Source organism: Leclercia barmai, assembly GCF_049312895.1.
Lineage (GTDB): Bacteria > Pseudomonadota > Gammaproteobacteria > Enterobacterales > Enterobacteriaceae > Enterobacter > Enterobacter barmai.
The window spans coordinates 149,614-167,723 of the sequence record NZ_JBMNWZ010000004.1 but is presented as its reverse complement, the minus strand read 5'-3'; the positions used below and the strand labels follow the sequence as shown (position 1 = coordinate 167,723).

Below are 18,110 nucleotides of genomic sequence, written 5' to 3'. Positions count from 1 at the left end.
CATAACAGAATTGTATGAAAAACAATCAGAAATAAAGCGTCGCTTCACAACAAAAAAGTGCATTTTCCGTCGCTGCGATCGGCATAAACTCGAAATTAGCATTGTTTGATAAAAAAAGGATAACAAAAATGACACATCCGATTGTTGAAGCACTGCAGCGCAACGAGGCGCAGTTTATTGAGCTGCGCCGCCATTTTCATCAGCACCCCGAAATCGGTTTCGAGGAGCAACAAACCAGCCAGCGCGTCGCAGAGTTGCTCCAGCAGTGGGGTTACGACGTGCATCGCGGAATGGCGAAAACCGGAGTGGTAGGCACCCTGAAAGTGGGCAACGGCAGCAAACGCCTGGGCCTGCGCGCCGATATGGATGCGTTACCGATGCAGGAGGACAGCGGCAAAGCCTGGAGCAGCACCGTTGCGGGCAAATTCCACGGCTGCGGCCATGACGGCCATACCACCACCCTGCTCTATGCCGCCGAATACCTGGCGCGCACCCGCAATTTTAACGGTACGCTGCACCTGATTTTCCAGCCGGCTGAAGAGCTGCTGTACGGCGGGCGGGTAATGGTCGAAGATGGCCTGTTTGATACCTTCCCCTGCGACCATATTTTCGGTCTGCATAATATGCCCGGGCAAAAGCTCGGCAAAATTGGCCTGCGCGATGGCGCCATGATGGCCTCCTCTGACACCCTGCACATTGAAGTTAACGGCGTCGGCGGGCACGGTGCCCTGCCGGAACATACCGTCGATGCCACGCTGGTGGCCTGCCACATCACCCTCGCCCTGCAGTCGATTGTGTCGCGCAATATCACCCCGTTTGAGCCTGCGGTGGTCACCGTCGGCAGTATTCAGGCCGGACATGCGCCCAATATCATCAACGAAAAAGTGCTGATGAAGCTGACCGTGCGCACGCTGAACGAGAAGGTGCGCCAGACCGTTCTGCAGCGTATCCACGACATCGCGGTTGCGCAGGCAGAAAGCTTCAACGCCACGGCCACAATCCGGCATATCAACGGCAGCCCGGTACTCACCAATAACCCCGCCGCCAACGAGATGGTGCGTACCGTCGCCCAGGATCTGTTCGGACAGGATGCGGTCGCCACCGTGGGTGCATTTATGGGCAGCGAAGATTTCGCCTTCATGCTTGAGAAGAACCCCGACGGCTGTTACTTCACCATTGGTGCCGGCGACGAAGCGGATCGCTGCATGGTGCATAACCCGGGCTATGACTTTAACGACAAGATCCTGCTCACCGGTGCCGCGCTCTGGAGCGCCCTGACCGAACACTATCTGCGTTAATCGCGTATCCCCAGGAGGGCTGCACAATGAGTACCGTTCCCCTGACAGGCACCCCGGCTTTTGCAGGTAACGATCGACTGCTGGCGGGTATTGTTCTGAGCGTTCTGACATTCTGGTTATTTGCCCAGTCGGTGATCAACGTGGTGCCGGCCATGAAAAATAGCCTCGACATTTCCCTGGAGACGCTCACGCTGGCGGTCAGCCTCAGCGCGTTATTCAGCGGCTGCTTTGTCGTTGCCAGCGGCGGCTTTGCCGATAAGTTTGGTCGCGTGCGCCTGACGGTCATCGGCCTGGTGCTGAGTATTGTCGGCAGCGGCCTGCTGTTTATGGCCCGGGAGCCGGTGCTCTTTCTGCTGGGACGGGCGATCCAGGGGCTGTCGGCGGCCTGCATTATGCCCGCCACCCTGGCGCTGATTAAAACCTGGTACGAAGGCAAAGCGCGCCAGCGGGCGATCAGTTTCTGGGTAATTGGCTCCTGGGGTGGTAGCGGCCTGAGCTCGTTTGTGGGCGGCGCGATCGCCACCAGCCTGGGCTGGCGCTGGATATTTATTTTCTCCATCGTGATGGCTCTGGCGGCTCTGCTGCTCATCCGCGGTACGCCCGAAAGCCGGAGCGCCAGCGCTGGTCAGCATAAGCTGGATATTGGCGGGCTGGTGAGTTTTGTCTTTATGCTGGTGCTGCTCAACCTGTTTATCAGCAAAGGGCACAGCTGGGGCTGGAGTAGCGGCCTGTCGCTGGCGGTGCTGGGGGCGGCGATCCTGGCGGCGCTGGGCTTTATCATAACCGGCCTGCGTAAAGGCGATGCGGCGCTGATTGATTTTGCGCTGTTTAAAAACCGGGCCTACAGCGCGGCGGTGCTCTCCAACTTCATGCTCAACGGCTGTATTGGCACCATGATGATCACCAGCATCTGGCTGCAGCAGGGTCATCATCTGACGCCTTTGCAAACCGGGATGATGACCCTGGGGTATCTGGTGACCGTGCTCGCCATGATCCGCGTGGGGGAGAAACTGCTGCAACGCTATGGTGCCCGCCTGCCGATGATGACCGGGCCCGTGCTGACCGCGATCGGCATTACCTTTATCTCCTGCACCTTCTTAAGCAAAGAGATCTATATCGTCACCGTCTTTTTGAGCAACGTCCTGTTTGGCCTGGGGTTGGGTTGTTACGCCACGCCATCGACTGACACGGCGGTGATGAACGCGCCGGAGAGTAAAGTCGGCGTGGCGTCCGGGATCTACAAGATGGGGAGTTCGCTGGGTGGAGCAATGGGGATCGCCGTGACGGCTTCGCTGTATGCCCTACTGCTGCCGCTGGGCATGGCCAGCGCCGCCCAATACGCGCTGCTGTTTAACAGTGCGATTTGTCTCGGCTCGGCGGTAGTGACCTGGGCGTTGTTACCCAGACTGCGGGCCCCTTAATCACAGGGGCCGCAGGGCTGTCAGGCGATATTCAGATATTTGTGCGTCTGCATCGACAGACGCCAGTTCCGCGCGATACAGGTCTCGATACACAGGCGCGTGGCATCTTCTTTCTGAGAGATCGGCTGCAGGGCAATCACCCGCTGCTTATCGTCCGTTAAGGTTTCCAGCAGTTCATCCAGCGCTTCGATATCGCGTACGCGACCAACCGGGTGTTTAATCTCGTCCGCGCGTTCCAGCGCCTGGGACAGCACGTCATACCCGCCGCGCATATTCACTTTTGGCGATACCGTCACCCAGGTGGTGTGGGAACAGCGCACTTCGTGGGTGCCGCTGGTTTCAATCTGGCAGCTAAAGCCGTTGCTTTCCAGCAGCATGGTCAGCGGCATCAGGTCGTGAATGCAGGGTTCACCGCCGGTGATCACCACATGGCGCGCCGTCCAGCCCTGACGACCAATGATCGCCAGCAGATCGTCCGGGTTTGCCGCGCCCCATTTGTCGCTCTCTTTAGTTTTCGCCAGAATGCTGAACAGTGAAACTTCCCGATCGCTGAGCGTTTCCCAGGTATGTTTGGTATCACACCAGGCACAGCCAACCGGGCATCCCTGCAGACGAATGAAGATAGCGGGAACGCCGGTGAAGTAACCCTCGCCTTGCAGGGTCTGGAACATCTCGTTAATCGGGTACTGCATAGTTATCTCTGGTCAGATTTACGGGGGGGCATTATTGCAGATCGCACATAATCAGGCAAAACAACCCCGGCCACGATTTAATTCCTGTCAGTTTAAGGATAGCCAGGCTAACGGCCTTATGGTGGAAAGCCGTTGTCAGAAGGCAATGTTAAAAACATAAAAACTTACGCTACGCTTTTAAGATATCCCCCACCCGGCTCGCGTCGACGTTAACCCCCTTGACTGAGTCGCCATCAGAATACTGGACAAGCAGAATGAGCCATTTTGCGGTAATAACGCTACCGTTATACAGCCATATGCAGGCTATGGAAGCACTGGCGAAACACCTTATCGTGCGCGGCCATCGGGTCACTTTTTTTCAGCAGGAAGAGGCTCGCTCGCTGCTCAGGGAACCGCAGGCGCACTTCATCCCGGTGGGTCACCCCACGCCGTCTGGGATGCATGAGCCGGGATTTTTTCGCCTGATATCAGGTATGGCAAGCGTTACCGATATGCTGTGCCGTGAACTGCCAATCGCCTTCAGACAGCACAATATTGACGCCGTGATTGTCGATCAGATGGAGCCGGCAGGAGGGCTGGTCGCACAAGCGCTCAACCTGCCCTTTATCTCCATCTGCTGCGCCCTGCCGGTAAACCGGGATAACACCATCCCCTTGCCGGTGATGCCTTTTCGCTATGGCACCAGCGATCGCAGCCGGAAATTATACGCCTCCAGCGCGGATGTTTATGACTGGCTAATGTCGGGACAGGGGCGGGTCATTGCCCGTCATGCCCGGGCATTTGGTCTGCCTGCGCGTAACAGGCTGGATCAATGCCTGTCGCCATTGGCGCAAATCAGCCAGACCATCCCAGGCTTTGATTTTCCACGCACCTTGCCCGCCTGCTTCCATGCGGTAGGTCCGCTACGCCACGATCCGCCAGGGGTCTCTTCCGGCAATAAAAAGCGGTTTGTTTTTGCATCATTAGGCACGCTGCAGGGCTACCGCTATGGACTGTTCCGCAAGATTACCCGCGCCTGCCGGGAGGCTGGCGTACCCTTGCTTATTGCCCACTGTGACGGGCTAAATGCCAGTCAAACCGCCCGGCTGGCGCGTGCGGGGGCGCAAACCGTAGGATTTACCGATCAGCTGGCGGTATTACGCGATGCCAGCGCCGTCATTACCCATGCAGGGCTGAATACGGTGATGGATGCCATCGCCACCGCCACGCCGATCCTCGCCGTGCCGCTGGCGTTTGATCAGCCGGGCGTCGCCGCCCGCGTGGTTTTCAGCGGCATTGGCCTTAAGGCCTGCCGTTTTTCGCCGAGCCATACGCTCAGCCAGCATCTTCTCGAGCTGCTGGAAAACAAGCAGTACACGCAGCGCATCACCGCCCTCCAGACTCAGCTGATAAATGCCGGAGGGGCAGCACGGGCTGCCGAAATTATTGAACAGGCGGTACGCACACGTCATAGCGTCCCGACGGTGTGATGACATAAAAAAACCCGCCGAAGCGGGTTTTTTCTAAAGATTAAGGTTCAGTATGAATTACTGGCCTTTGATCTCTTTACGACCGTTGTATGGTGCTTTTTCGCCCAGCGCTTCTTCGATACGAATCAGCTGGTTGTATTTAGCAACACGGTCAGAACGGCTCATAGAACCGGTTTTGATCTGGCCTGCAGCGGTACCAACAGCCAGGTCAGCAATGGTAGCGTCTTCAGTTTCGCCTGAACGGTGAGAGATAACGGCAGTGTAGCCAGCGTCTTTCGCCATTTTAATCGCAGCCAGAGTTTCGGTCAGAGAACCGATCTGGTTGAATTTGATCAGGATGGAGTTAACGATGCCTTTCTCGATACCTTCTTTCAGGATCTTGGTGTTGGTTACGAACAGATCGTCACCAACCAGCTGGATTTTGTCGCCCAGTACTTTGGTCTGGTATGCGAAACCAGTCCAGTCAGACTCGTCCAGACCGTCTTCGATAGAGACGATTGGGTACTGTTTGGTCAGGTCTTCCAGGAAGTGAGTGAACTCTTCGGAGGTGAATGCTTTGTTGCCTTCGCCAGCCAGAACGTATTTACCGTCTTTGTAGAATTCAGATGCTGCACAGTCCATCGCCAGGGTGATGTCGGTGCCCAGCTCGTAGCCAGCTGCTTTAACCGCTTCAGCGATTACAGCCAGTGCTTCGGCGTTGGAGCCCAGGTTAGGTGCATAACCACCTTCGTCACCTACTGCAGTGTTCATGCCTTTAGCTTTCAGAACTTTAGCCAGGTTATGGAACACTTCAGAACCCATACGTACTGCTTCTTTCAGGGATTTCGCGCCAACTGGCTGAATCATAAATTCCTGAATATCAACGTTGTTGTCTGCGTGCTCACCGCCGTTGATGATGTTCATCATCGGAACTGGCATAGAGTATTTGCCTGGAGTGCCGTTCAGTTCAGCAATGTGTTCGAACAGTGGCTGACCTTTAGAAGCAGCTGCTGCTTTGGCGTTCGCCAGGGAAACAGCCAGAATTGCGTTAGCACCGAAGTTAGATTTGTTTTCAGTACCGTCCAGATCGATCATGATCTTGTCAATGCCAGCCTGATCTTTGGCATCTTTGCCAAGGATTGCCTGAGCAATAGGACCGTTTACTGCGCCAACCGCTTTGGTTACGCCTTTGCCCAGGAAGCGGGATTTGTCGCCATCGCGCAGTTCCAGCGCTTCGCGGGAACCAGTAGAAGCACCTGACGGCGCAGCAGCCATACCTACGAAACCACCTTCCAGGTGTACTTCGGCTTCAACAGTCGGGTTACCACGGGAGTCGATGATTTCACGACCGATGACTTTAACGATTTTGGACATTAGATTTTCCTCAGTACAAGTTAAACTAAAACTCCAGACAAACAACGCGTACCTTTGGTACGCGTTGCCGTTCTAACTTTTCTTACTTCGCCTGACGCTTCTGGAACTCATTGGCGGCTTTCACAAAGCCAGCAAACAGCGGATGTCCATCACGCGGCGTAGAAGTAAATTCCGGGTGGAACTGACAGGCAACGAACCATGGATGGTTCGGCACTTCGATGATCTCGACCAACTGATCGTCCCCGGAGCGGCCCGCAATACGCAGACCCGCGGCTTCAATTTGTTTCAACAGCAGGTTGTTCACTTCGTAACGGTGACGATGGCGCTCAGTGATGACCGGCGCACCGTACATCTGACGTACCAGGCTGTCGTCAGAGAGCTGGCAAGCCTGAGAACCCAGACGCATCGTGCCACCCAGATCGCTTTTCTCGGTACGGACTTCGACGTTACCTTCTTCGTCGCGCCATTCGGTAATCAGCGCCACAACAGGGTACTTACAGTCTGGCACAAATTCCGTAGAGTTCGCGTTTTCCATCCCCACCACGTTGCGCGCAAATTCAATCAGCGCAACCTGCATACCCAGGCAAATGCCGAGGTAAGGAATATTGTTTTCACGCGCATAGCGTGCGGTAGCGATCTTACCCTCAACACCACGGTAGCCGAAGCCGCCAGGGATGAGAATAGCATCCAGATCTTTCAGAATTTCTACACCGCGGGTTTCAACATCCTGCGAATCGATCAGCTTGATGTTGACGGTAACGCGGTTCTTCAGGCCACCGTGTTTCAGCGCTTCGATAACTGACTTATAGGCGTCCGGCAGTTCAATGTACTTGCCGACCATACCGATAGTCACTTCGCCTGCCGGGTTCGCTTCTTCGTAAATAACCTGTTCCCATTCAGACAGGTTAGCTTCCGGACAGTTCAAGCTGAATCGTTTACAAATATAATCGTCCAGCCCCTGTGATTTCAACAGGCCCGGGATTTTATAAATGGAATCGACATCTTTCATTGAAATAACGGCTTTTTCTGGCACGTTACAGAACAATGCAATTTTTGCACGTTCGTTGGCCGGAACCGCACGATCGGAGCGGCAAACCAGGATATCAGGCTGAATACCGATAGAGAGCAGCTCTTTAACAGAGTGCTGGGTCGGTTTAGTTTTCACTTCACCTGCGGCAGCCATGTAAGGCACCAGGGTCAGGTGCATGAACAGGGCGTGCTCGCGACCGATATCCACCGCCAGCTGGCGAATCGCTTCAAGGAACGGCAGGGATTCGATATCACCTACGGTACCACCGATTTCAACCAGCACCACGTCGTGGCCTTCGCCACCGGCAATGATGCGCTCTTTAATGGCGTTGGTGATGTGTGGGATAACCTGAACGGTTGCGCCCAGGTAGTCACCGCGACGCTCTTTACGCAGAACGTCGGAGTAGATGCGGCCAGTCGTAAAGTTGTTACGACGGGTCATTTTGGTGCGAATGAAGCGCTCATAGTGACCCAGGTCCAGGTCGGTTTCAGCGCCGTCTTCAGTAACGAACACTTCCCCGTGTTGGATTGGGCTCATGGTACCTGGATCGACGTTGATGTACGGATCCAGCTTCATCATGGTCACATTGAGGCCACGGGCTTCAAGAATGGCTGCGAGGGAGGCTGCGGCAATGCCTTTACCCAGAGAGGATACAACCCCGCCGGTCACAAAAATATAGTTCGTTGTCATGCTGAACCTGAGAAGTTAGGGTGAAACGATGGAATAACCAGGACGGGAAAGTAGTATACCCGAACACGGCGAGCGCCACAAACTTTCATTCTCCGTCTCCTGTCTCAGGCTTTGACTCACATTGGGAGTGAGAAAATAGCCCCTTTTGGGTAAATGTTTTTGACGCAAATCAAGCGCTTGTCATTTAAAAAATCACACAAATTGCGCTTGATCGCAAAAACCCGTTAGAGATCAGATTCCTGGCGTTTTACTTCCTGCCAAACTTCTTCCATCGCCTCGAGGTCCACGCCGGTCATTTCCAGGCCGCGGGCAGCGATAATGCGCTCCACTTCCCGGAAGCGACGCTCGAATTTGAGGTTCGCTTTTTGCAACGCCACTTCGGCTTTTACCCCTAAATGACGCGAAAGATTGACGGTGGCAAACAGCAGATCACCCATCTCCTCTTCCAGCTTCTCCTGATCCACAACCGCCTGTTGCGCTTCGTGCATCACCTCGTCGATCTCTTCATGCACTTTGTCGAGCACCGGGCCGAGAGTCGTCCAGTCAAACCCCACCGTCGAGCAGCGTTTCTGGATCTTGTGCGCGCGCATCAGCGCCGGCAGGCTCAGCGGGATGTCATCCAGCGCGGAATGCTGCGACTTTTCCGCCCGCTCCGCGCTTTTGATCTGCTCCCAGCGGGCCAGCACTTCGTGGCTGTTCTCAGCGGTGGCATCGCCAAAGATGTGCGGGTGACGGCGCTCCAGCTTGTCGCTGATGGCGGCGCAGATATCGTTGAAATCAAAGCGCCCCTCTTCCTGGGCCATTTGCGCGTAGAACACCACCTGGAACAGCAGGTCCCCCAGTTCGCCGCGCAGATCGTCAAAATCTTCCCGGGAGATGGCGTCCAGCACCTCATAGGTCTCTTCCAGGGTGTAAGGGGCGATGGTGGCGAAAGTCTGCTCTTTGTCCCACGGGCAGCCGTTTTCCGGGTCGCGCAGGCGTTGCATAATGCCGAGCAGGCGGTCGATTTGGGTCATGTCTTATCCTGTTTGAATCGAGGTTGCCGGGTAGCGGCTGACGCCTTTCCCGGCCTACGTAAAAGCGTAGCCCCGGCAAGCAACGCGCCGCCGGGGAGATAGATTAACCGCCGTGCAGACGACGGGCGTCAATCACATCCGGCACCTGGTTCAGCTTGCCGAGCACCCGGCCCAGCACCTGCAGGTTATAGATTTCGATGGTCATATCGATGGTGGCGAGCTGCTGACGGGTGTCGCTGCGGCTGGCGACCCCCAGCACGTTCACCTTTTCGTTCGCCAGAATGGTGGTGATGTCGCGCAGCAGGCCGCTGCGGTCGTTGGCCGAAACCCGCACCACCAGCGAATAACCGGCAGAATAACTCTCGCCCCACACCGCATCCACGATGCGTTCCGGGGCGTGGGACTGTAAGTCGTCCAGCTGATCGCAGTCCGCACGGTGTATGGAGATCCCGCGCCCCTGGGTAATAAAGCCGACGATCTCATCCCCGGGGATCGGCTGGCAGCAGCGGGCGATGTGGTGCATCAGGTTACCGACGCCTTCCACCACCACCCTGCCGTTGTCTTTCTCTTTGCTACGGTGCTGCGGGTTGTAGCTCTTCTGCTGCAACTGCTTCAGCGCCGCGGCATCCTGCTCTTCCGCGCTCGGTTTGTTGAACTGCGCCTGCAGGAAATTCACCATCTGGTTAAGACGAATATCCCCGCCGCCGATGGCGGCCAGCAGCTCATCCAGCTCGTTGAAGTTGTAGCGCGGCAGCAGGAATTTTTCCGCCTCTTTCAGGTGGATGCCTAAATGTTCCAGCTCGTCGTCAAGGATCTGACGCCCGGCAAGGATGTTCTTGTCACGATCCTGCTTGCGGAACCAGGCGTGAATTTTTGAGCGCCCGCGGCTGGTGGTGACATAGCCGAGGTTCGGGTTCAGCCAGTCGCGGCTCGGGTTCGGCTGCTTCTGGGTAATGATGTCCACCTGATCGCCCATCTGCAGCTGATAGGTGAACGGCACGATACGCCCGCCGATTTTGGCCCCGATGCAGCGATGCCCCACGTCACTGTGGATGTGGTAGGCAAAGTCGAGCGGCGTTGAGCCCGCAGGCAGGTCAACCACGTCGCCTTTTGGCGTAAAGACGTAGACCCGGTCATCAAAGACCTGGCTGCGCACTTCGTCGAGCATTTCGCCGGAGTCGGCCATCTCCTCCTGCCACGCGATCAGTTTGCGCAGCCAGGCAATGCGATCTTCGTGCCCGGAGCGCGCCCCCCCTGAGGTGCCCTCTTTGTATTTCCAGTGCGCGGCGACGCCCAGCTCGGACTCTTCGTGCATCTGTTTGGTACGGATCTGGATCTCGACCGGTTTGCCGCCCGGCCCCAGCACCACGGTATGGATCGACTGGTAGCCGTTCGGTTTCGGGTTAGCGACGTAGTCGTCAAACTCATCCGGCATGTGGCGGTAATGGGTGTGAACAATACCCAGCGCGGCGTAGCAGTCCTGTAACCGCTCCGCCACGATACGCACGGCGCGCACGTCAAAAAGCTCGTCAAAGGCGAGATGCTTCTTCTGCATTTTGCGCCAGATGCTGTAGATATGCTTCGGACGGCCATACACTTCGGCCTTCACGCCCTCTTCTTTCATCGACTTACGCAAACCGCCGACAAACTCGTCGATGTAATGTTCACGGTCGATACGGCGCTCGTGCAGCAGCTTAGCAATGCGCTTGTATTCCGCCGGGTGCAGGTAGCGGAAGCAGTAATCTTCCAGCTCCCATTTCAGCTGCCCGATCCCCAGACGGTTCGCCAGCGGGGCATAGATATTGGTGCACTCTTTCGCTGCCAACACGCGTTCATCTTCCGGCGCGTCTTTCACTTCCCGCAGATGGGCGACGCGTTCCGCAAGTTTGATCACCACGCAGCGGAAATCATCCACCATCGCCAGCAGCATACGGCGGACGTTATCGACCTGTTCAGAGGAGACCGAATCGGTGTGGGTGGCTTTAAGCTGGCGGATGGCCGCCATGTCGCGCACGCCGTGGATCAGGGCGACAACAGATTTGCCCACGCTTTCGCGAAGGACATCTTCTGTGACCACCTCCGCGTCCGCCAGCGGGAACAGCAGCGCAGCCTGCAGCGTTTCGATATCCATGCTCAGCATCGAGAGGATTTCGACCATTTCAATGCCGCGCCACAGCATCAGCTCGGCGTCGGGGTGCCCCTGAGTGGTGCGCAGACAATAGGCCCATGTTTCGGTTAAGCGTTCACACGACTGCTGGCTGGCAATCCCCAGACTTGCGATCCATTTTTGTGGGTCAAACTCACCAGCTTTATTGAGATGTGCACTTCTTACCGCAACCATTGTCCTCTCCTTTAGGGACCCTTGCCTGTCGAATTCGACAAGCCGAAACTCATCAGTTGTGTTCAAACAACGCCATTGATTCCAGATGTCCAGTGTGCGGGAACATATCAAGCATTGCCAGACGCTGAATCTGGTAACCCGCCGCGAGTAACGCCTCGCTATCCCGGGCAAGCGTCGCCGGATTACAGGAAACATAGACCACGCGTTTAGGGGCGAGTTTAATAATATGCTGCATCACGCCTGGCGCGCCCGCGCGTGCCGGGTCCAGCAGGATTTTATCGAAACCGTGCGCCGCCCAGGGCTGCCTGGTGACATCTTCTTCCAGATTCTCATGAAAAAATGTCACGTTTTGCAGCGCATTGTGAACAGCGTTGTCGCGCCCCTTTTCCACCAGCGCCGCCACGCCCTCTACGCCCACGACGCTGTGCGCCCGTTTTGCCAGCGGCAGGGTAAAGTTGCCCATCCCGCAAAACAGGTCGAGCACCCGGTCTTCTGGCTGAATATCCAGCCACGCCAGCGCGGCCGCCACCATCTGCTGATTTACACCGTCATTGACCTGAATAAAATCGCGCGGACTGAACGTTAAGCGTAGCCCGTCTGAATCATACCAGGGCGTTTCACCGCTCAGTTGCTCAAGTATCTCGCTTTGCGGAGCGAGATAAAGCGCAAGGTCAAGGGAATGCGAAAAGCGTTCCAGTTTTTCACGATCCTGGGCCGACAGCGGCGCCGTATGGCGCAGCACCATCAGCGGACCGCTGTTGGCCAGCACCAGCTCAACGTGCCCGAGATGGCGAGCACCCTGCAGTTCAGAGAGGCATTTGCGCACTTCTGGCAGTAATGCTTCAAGACGGGGCACCAGAATGGGGCACTGTTTTACGTCCACGATGTCGCTGGAGTTGGCCTTGCGAAAGCCCATCTCCAGACGCGCGGTTTTCGGCTGCCAGTTCAGGCTCAGACGCGCCCGGCGGCGGTAGCCCCAGGGCTTATCGGCGATGACTTCATCGACGTCGTGCTTTAGCAAGCGCGCCAGGGCATTGCTTTTGCTGCGCTCCTGGAGCGCAACGCTGGCGTGCTGCTGTTGGCAGCCGCCGCACACGCCGAAGTGCGGACAGCGTGGCGTTTCGCGTTCCGGGCTATCATTAAGACGACGCTTTACCTGCCCGCGTGCGTACTGACGTTTCTCTTCCGTCAGGGTGATTTCCGCACGCTCCTGGGGCAGCAGTCCGGGGATAAACACGGTCTTACCCTCATGGCGCGCCACCCCCTGTCCGAACGGATCGAGGTCTGTCACTTCAACAGTTATGATCTGACGCGTCGTCACGCGTCGCTTTGCAGAGTAGAATTGCGCCATCGCCGGGAATTTTCTCAAATGAACATATTGACTCTAATTGTCCCATAACGGAACTCCATGACCAACTACAGCCTGCGTGCGCGCATGATGATTTTGATCCTCGCCCCTACCGTACTCATTGGTTTACTGCTGAGTACCTTCTTCGTGGTGCACCGTTATAACGACCTGCAGCGCCAGCTCGAGGACGCCGGGGCCAGCATTATTGAGCCGCTGGCGGTCTCCAGCGAATACGGCATGAACCTGCAAAATCGCGAGCCAATAGGCCAGCTCATCAGCATTCTGCATCGCCGTCATTCAGAGATTGTGCGGGCTATCTCGGTGTATGACCAAAATAATCGCCTGTTCGTCACCTCCAACATCCAGCTTGACCCGGATACCCTGAAGCTGCCGGACGGTTCCGCGTTTCCCAAGCGGCTGAGCGTGATCCGCCAGGGCGAAAAAATGATCCTGCGCACGCCGATTATCTCGGAAAGCTATTCACCGGATGAATCACCCGCCTCGGACGCCAAGCCCAATAACAACCTGCTGGGATATGTGGCCCTCGAGCTGGATCTCAAGTCCGTGCGGCTGCAGCAGTACCGGGAGATCTTTATCTCCACGGTGATGATGCTGTTTTGTATCGGCATCGCGCTGATCTTCGGCTGGCGTCTGATGCGGGATGTGACCAGCCCTATCCGCAACATGGTGAATACCGTCGACCGCATCCGCCGGGGCCAGCTCGACAGCCGCGTTGAAGGCTTTATGCTCGGCGAGCTGGATATGCTGAAAAATGGCATCAACTCGATGGCGATGTCGCTGGCGGCGTACCACGAGGAGATGCAGCATAACGTCGATCAGGCCACCTCCGACCTGCGTGAAACGCTGGAGCAGATGGAGATCCAGAACGTCGAGCTGGATCTGGCGAAAAAACGCGCCCAGGAGGCGGCCCGCATCAAGTCAGAGTTCCTGGCGAACATGTCCCACGAGCTGCGCACCCCGCTTAACGGGGTGATCGGCTTTACCCGCCTGACCCTGAAAACCGAGCTCAACCCGACCCAGCGCGACCACCTGCATACCATCGAGCGTTCGGCTAATAACCTGCTGGCGATCATCAACGACGTGCTGGACTTCTCCAAGCTCGAGGCGGGCAAACTGATCCTCGAGAGCATTCCGTTCCCGCTGCGCAACACCCTGGATGAAGTGGTCACCCTGCTGGCGCACTCCTCTCACGATAAAGGGCTGGAGCTGACGCTCAACATTAAAAACGACGTGCCGGACAACGTGATTGGCGATCCGCTGCGCCTGCAGCAGGTGATCACCAACCTGGTGGGTAACGCCATTAAATTCACCGAGAGCGGTAACATCGATGTGCTGGTTGAAAAGCGCGCCATCAGCAATACCAAGGTGCAGATTGAGGTGCAGATCCGCGACACCGGGATCGGTATTCCTGAGCGGGATCAGTCCCGGCTGTTCCAGGCCTTCCGTCAGGCCGATGCCAGCATCTCCCGTCGCCACGGCGGCACCGGGCTGGGGCTGGTGATCACCCAGAAGCTGGTTAACGAGATGGGGGGAGATATCTCCTTCCACAGCCAGCCTAACCGGGGTTCAACCTTCTGGTTCCATATCAATCTTGACCTGAACCCGAATGTCCTGACCGATCGCCTGGCCATGGATTGCCTGCAGGGTAAACGGCTGGCGTACGTGGAGCCCAATACCGCCGCCGCGCAAAGCACCCTCGATGTGCTGAGCACCACCCCGCTGGAGGTGGTCTACAGCCCGGGGTTCTCCGCGCTGCCGGTTGACCATTACGACATCCTGCTGATGGGGATCCCGGTGACCTTTACCGGCGAGCTGAGCATGCAGCAGGAGCGGCTGGCGAAAGCGGCCTCGATGACCGATTACCTGCTGCTGGCCCTGCCGTGCCATGCGCAGATTAACGCCGAGGAGCTTAAGCATGACGGGGCTGCCGCCTGTCTGCTGAAACCGCTGACCGCCACCCGCCTGCTGCCGACCCTGACCGAGTACTGCCGCCTGAACCATCACGCCGCGCCTGCGATCAGCGATGAGAGCAAACTGCCGATGACCGTGATGGCGGTGGATGATAACCCCGCCAACCTGAAGCTGATTGGCGCGCTGCTGGAGGATCAGGTGCAGCATGTCGAACTGTGCGAAAGCGGCCTGCAGTCCGTGGAGCGGGCGAAGGAGATGCCGTTTGACCTGATCATGATGGATATTCAGATGCCCGGCATGGACGGCATCCGCGCCTGTGAACTGATTCGCCAGCTTCCTCATCATCTGCAAACGCCGGTTATCGCCGTAACGGCGCATGCGATGGCGGGTCAAAAAGAGAAGCTGCTGAGCGCCGGGATGAACGACTATCTGGCGAAGCCGATCGAAGAAGAGAAGCTGCGCAGCCTGCTGTTGCGCTACAAACCCGGCCCCGCCACGGGCAACCGGATAGCCCCGCCGGAGCCCCCGGCGATAGTGGTTAACAGCAGTGCAACCCTCGACTGGCAGCTGGCGCTGCGTCAGGCTGCGGGTAAAAACGATCTGGCGCGGGAGATGCTGCAGATGCTGGTGGCCTTCCTGCCGGAGATCCGCAATAAGGTGGAAGAGCAGCTGGTAGGTGAAGATCCGGAAGACCTGCTTGGAGCGATCCATAAGCTGCACGGCAGCTGTGGGTATAGCGGGGTGCCGCGCCTGAAAAATCTGTGTCAGCTACTGGAACAGCAGCTACGTTCCGGCACGCCGGAGAGCGAGCTGGAACCGGAGTTCCTGGAGCTGCTGGATGAGATGGATAACGTTACGCGGGAAGCGATGAAGGTGCTGGGGTAGCCATTCCCCCTCACCCTGACCCTCTCCCCACAGGGGAGAGGGAATAAACCCTAGAGACCAGCCCCCATCCCCACCTTCAACACCGCTGCAATATTCCTCGCCGCCATCCGCACATTCTCCTCGGCGTTTTCCAGCGCCTCCTCCAGCGTGCAGACGGTGTAAATCACGCTGAACACCGCGTCGATGCCGTGTTCATGGACCACGCCGACGTCCGCCGTCAGGCTGCCCGCGAGACCAATCACCGGTTTATTGTGGCGTTTGGCGATCTTCGCCACGCCCACCGGCACTTTGCCATGGATGGTCTGGCTGTCGATCCGCCCTTCGCCGGTGATCACCAGATCGGCATCGGCCACCAGGCTGTCGAGGTTGAGCGCATCGGTCACAATTTCAATGCCCTGACGCAGCTGCGCGCCGCAAAAGGCATATAACGCCGCACCCATACCGCCCGCGGCACCGCCGCCGGCCAGGTTGAGCACGTCAACGTCCAGATCGCGGGCGATGATCCGGGCATACTGCGTCAGCGCGCGGTCGAGGCGAACGATCATCTCCGGGGTTGCCCCCTTCTGCGGACCAAACACCGCGGTGGCGCCGTTGTCGCCGGTCAGCGGATTGGTGACGTCGCAGGCTACCTCAATGCGGCACTCCGCCAGCCGTTTATCCAGGCCGCTGATGTCGATACGTGCCAGCTTCTCCAGCTCGCCGCCGCCCGCGCCGATGGCGTGGCCCTGTTCATCCAGCAGCTTCGCGCCAAGCGCCTGCACCATCCCTGCGCCGCCATCGTTGGTGGCGCTGCCGCCAATGCCGATGATGATATGTTTTACGCCCGCATCCAGCGCATGACGGATCAGCTCCCCGGTTCCCCAGGAGGTGGTTTTCAGCGGATTACGCTGGGCCGGGGGGACCAGCTCCAGACCGCTGGCCGCCGCCATCTCGATAAACGCACTTTTGCCATCGCCGGAGCGGCCATAAAAACCGTCAACATGCTCACCGAGCGGCCCCGTTACCCGCACCTGAATAATGTCACCCTGAGTGGCGGCCACCATCGCTTCTACGGTGCCCTCGCCACCATCGGCAACCGGCAGTTTCACATACTCCGCCGTCGGGAAAATCTCGCAAAATCCTTGCTCTATCGCCGTTGCCACTGCCAGGGCACTGAGGCTCTCTTTGTAAGAGTCCGGTGCGATAACTATTTTCATAAGCCGTCCTTACGCATGTTGACTACCATAAGCATACACCCGTCACGCAAGAGAAAATGCCGACTCCCGCAGGAACCGGCACCGGACTTAACGCACCATGCAAGGGCGTTTGTTGTTGAAGGTCCACTCCGGGATCAGGTACTGCATCGCCATCGCGTCGTCGCGTGCGCCCAGACCGTGCTGCAGATAGAGCTCGTGCGCCTTCATCACCCGATCCATATCCAGCTCAACGCCCAGACCCGGCGTGGTCGGCACCTGCACCATACCGCCTTTGATTTCGAACGGCTGTTTGGTCAGGCGCTGGTTGCCCTCCTGCCAGATCCAGTGGGTGTCGATGGCGGTGATGTTGCCCGGCGCAGCGGCAGCCACATGGGTGAACATCGCCAGCGAGATATCAAAGTGGTTGTTGGAGTGCGAACCCCAGGTCAGGCCGAACTCGTGGCACATCTGCGCCACGCGCACCGAGCCCTGCATGGTCCAGAAGTGCGGATCTGCCAGCGGAATGTCCACCGACTGCAGCGATAGGGTGTGCCCCATCTGACGCCAGTCGGTGGCGATCATATTGGTTGCGGTCGGCAGGCCGGTGGCTCGGCGGAACTCCGCCATCACTTCACGGCCGGAGAAGCCCTGCTCGGCGCCGCATGGATCTTCCGCGTAGGCCAGCACCCCCTTCAGGCGTTTACCGATACGGATCGCTTCATCGAGCGACCATGCCCCGTTAGGATCGAGGGTAACGCGAGCCTGCGGGAAGCGTTTCCCCAGGGCGATGATCGATTCGGCCTCCTCGTCACCGGCCAGCACGCCGCCCTTCAGTTTGAAATCGTTAAAGCCGTACTTCTCGTAAGCCGCTTCTGCCAGGCGGACAACCGCGTCCGGGGTCATCGCCTCTTCGTGGCGCAGGCGATACCAGTCGCACTGCTCATCCGGCTGGCTCTGGTACGGCAGCGGCGTCAGCTTGCGGTTGCCCACGAAGAAGAGGTAACCCAGCATCTCGACTTCAGAGCGCTGCTGCCCGTCACCCAGCAGCGAGGCGACGTTCACGCCCAGGTGCTGGCCCAGCAGGTCGAGCATCGCCGCTTCAATACCGGTGACCACATGAATGGTGGTGCGCAGGTCAAACGTCTGCAGCCCGCGTCCGCCCGCGTCACGGTCGGCAAATTCGTTGCGTACCGCATTGAGGACGTTTTTGTACGCGCCCAGCGTTTTGCCGACGACCAGCGGGATCGCATCTTCCAGCGTTTTACGGATCTTCTCGCCACCCGGGATTTCACCCACGCCGGTATGACCGGAGTTGTCTTTGATAATCACAATATTACGGGTGAAGAACGGGGCATGGGCGCCGCTCAGGTTCATCAGCATGCTGTCATAACCGGCAACCGGAACGATCTGCATGGAGGTGACAACAGGCGTAGTAAAAGTGCTCATAATTCAATCCTTTA

12 protein-coding genes are annotated in these 18,110 nt (G+C 57.7%); 4 read left to right on the top strand and 8 right to left on the bottom strand.

What is annotated here, in order from left to right; all coding sequences use genetic code 11:
• Nucleotides 1-128: 128 nt before the first annotated feature.
• Nucleotides 129-1,298 carry a M20 aminoacylase family protein gene (locus ACOYA6_RS16520; protein WP_138370553.1) on the top strand — a complete coding sequence of 390 codons (1,170 nt, stop codon included), beginning with the start codon at nt 129-131 and terminating at the stop codon, nt 1,296-1,298.
• A 26-nt stretch (nt 1,299-1,324) separates the two neighbouring features.
• Nucleotides 1,325-2,719, top strand: a complete 1,395-nt coding sequence (locus tag ACOYA6_RS16515) for an MFS transporter (RefSeq protein WP_341932578.1) — start codon at nt 1,325-1,327, stop codon at nt 2,717-2,719.
• Between the two features lie 20 nt (nt 2,720-2,739).
• Here the strand turns inward: ACOYA6_RS16515 and queE are convergent, their stop codons facing one another.
• Nucleotides 2,740-3,411 carry a 7-carboxy-7-deazaguanine synthase QueE gene (queE, locus tag ACOYA6_RS16510; protein WP_039029939.1) on the bottom strand — a complete coding sequence of 224 codons (672 nt, stop codon included), beginning with the start codon at nt 3,409-3,411 and terminating at the stop codon, nt 2,740-2,742.
• A gap of 254 nt (nt 3,412-3,665) precedes the next feature.
• Between queE and ACOYA6_RS16505 the strand changes: the two genes are divergently transcribed.
• A complete protein-coding gene (locus ACOYA6_RS16505) occupies nt 3,666-4,880 on the top strand; it encodes a glycosyltransferase (RefSeq protein WP_422655022.1) in 1,215 nt (404 codons plus the stop codon).
• Nucleotides 4,881-4,937: 57 nt separating this feature from the next.
• Here ACOYA6_RS16505 and eno read toward each other — a convergent pair whose 3' ends face one another.
• The 5 genes from eno to rlmD form a co-directional block, all read right to left on the bottom strand.
• Nucleotides 4,938-6,233, bottom strand: coding sequence for a phosphopyruvate hydratase (gene eno / locus ACOYA6_RS16500; RefSeq protein WP_039029937.1), 1,296 nt, complete (start codon nt 6,231-6,233; stop codon nt 4,938-4,940).
• An 82-nt stretch (nt 6,234-6,315) separates the two neighbouring features.
• On the bottom strand, nt 6,316-7,953 hold the full coding sequence (pyrG, locus tag ACOYA6_RS16495) for a glutamine hydrolyzing CTP synthase (RefSeq protein WP_039029936.1): 1,638 nt from the start codon (nt 7,951-7,953) through the stop codon (nt 6,316-6,318).
• Nucleotides 7,954-8,177: 224 nt separating this feature from the next.
• Nucleotides 8,178-8,969 (bottom strand): nucleoside triphosphate pyrophosphohydrolase, encoded by a 792-nt coding sequence (gene mazG / locus ACOYA6_RS16490; RefSeq protein WP_138370549.1) that lies wholly within the window; start codon nt 8,967-8,969, stop codon nt 8,178-8,180.
• A 103-nt stretch (nt 8,970-9,072) separates the two neighbouring features.
• Entirely contained in the window at nt 9,073-11,310 is a 2,238-nt protein-coding gene (gene relA / locus ACOYA6_RS16485) for a GTP diphosphokinase (RefSeq protein ID WP_422655021.1), read from the bottom strand.
• A gap of 52 nt (nt 11,311-11,362) precedes the next feature.
• On the bottom strand, nt 11,363-12,661 hold the full coding sequence (gene rlmD / locus ACOYA6_RS16480; protein ID WP_422655020.1) for a 23S rRNA (uracil(1939)-C(5))-methyltransferase RlmD: 1,299 nt from the start codon (nt 12,659-12,661) through the stop codon (nt 11,363-11,365).
• A 57-nt stretch (nt 12,662-12,718) separates the two neighbouring features.
• Here rlmD and barA point away from each other — a divergent pair, with 57 nt between their 5' ends.
• On the top strand, nt 12,719-15,475 hold the full coding sequence (gene barA / locus ACOYA6_RS16475) for a two-component sensor histidine kinase BarA (protein WP_039029932.1): 2,757 nt from the start codon (nt 12,719-12,721) through the stop codon (nt 15,473-15,475).
• Between the two features lie 50 nt (nt 15,476-15,525).
• On the opposite strand, the gene ACOYA6_RS16470 is transcribed toward barA, so the two are convergent.
• Both ACOYA6_RS16470 and gudD read right to left on the bottom strand, forming a co-directional pair.
• Entirely contained in the window at nt 15,526-16,671 is a 1,146-nt protein-coding gene (locus ACOYA6_RS16470) for a glycerate kinase (RefSeq protein ID WP_422655019.1), read from the bottom strand.
• An 87-nt stretch (nt 16,672-16,758) separates the two neighbouring features.
• On the bottom strand, nt 16,759-18,099 hold the full coding sequence (gene gudD / locus ACOYA6_RS16465; protein ID WP_039029930.1) for a glucarate dehydratase: 1,341 nt from the start codon (nt 18,097-18,099) through the stop codon (nt 16,759-16,761).
• Between the last annotated feature and the right edge of the window lie 11 nt (nt 18,100-18,110).

What these genes read in the sequence shown, in the direction of transcription:
- queE (WP_039029939.1), bottom strand. Translation starts at nt 3,411, where the DNA reads ATGCAGTACCCGATTAACGAGATGTTCCAGACCCTGCAAGGCGAGGGT.
- eno (WP_039029937.1), bottom strand. Translation starts at nt 6,233, where the DNA reads ATGTCCAAAATCGTTAAAGTCATCGGTCGTGAAATCATCGACTCCCGT.
- rlmD (WP_422655020.1), bottom strand. Translation starts at nt 12,661, where the DNA reads ATGGCGCAATTCTACTCTGCAAAGCGACGCGTGACGACGCGTCAGATC.
- ACOYA6_RS16515 (WP_341932578.1), top strand. Translation starts at nt 1,325, where the DNA reads ATGAGTACCGTTCCCCTGACAGGCACCCCGGCTTTTGCAGGTAACGAT.
- relA (WP_422655021.1), bottom strand. Translation starts at nt 11,310, where the DNA reads ATGGTTGCGGTAAGAAGTGCACATCTCAATAAAGCTGGTGAGTTTGAC.
- ACOYA6_RS16470 (WP_422655019.1), bottom strand. Translation starts at nt 16,671, where the DNA reads ATGAAAATAGTTATCGCACCGGACTCTTACAAAGAGAGCCTCAGTGCC.
- pyrG (WP_039029936.1), bottom strand. Translation starts at nt 7,953, where the DNA reads ATGACAACGAACTATATTTTTGTGACCGGCGGGGTTGTATCCTCTCTG.
- ACOYA6_RS16505 (WP_422655022.1), top strand. Translation starts at nt 3,666, where the DNA reads ATGAGCCATTTTGCGGTAATAACGCTACCGTTATACAGCCATATGCAG.
- ACOYA6_RS16520 (WP_138370553.1), top strand. Translation starts at nt 129, where the DNA reads ATGACACATCCGATTGTTGAAGCACTGCAGCGCAACGAGGCGCAGTTT.
- barA (WP_039029932.1), top strand. Translation starts at nt 12,719, where the DNA reads ATGACCAACTACAGCCTGCGTGCGCGCATGATGATTTTGATCCTCGCC.
- mazG (WP_138370549.1), bottom strand. Translation starts at nt 8,969, where the DNA reads ATGACCCAAATCGACCGCCTGCTCGGCATTATGCAACGCCTGCGCGAC.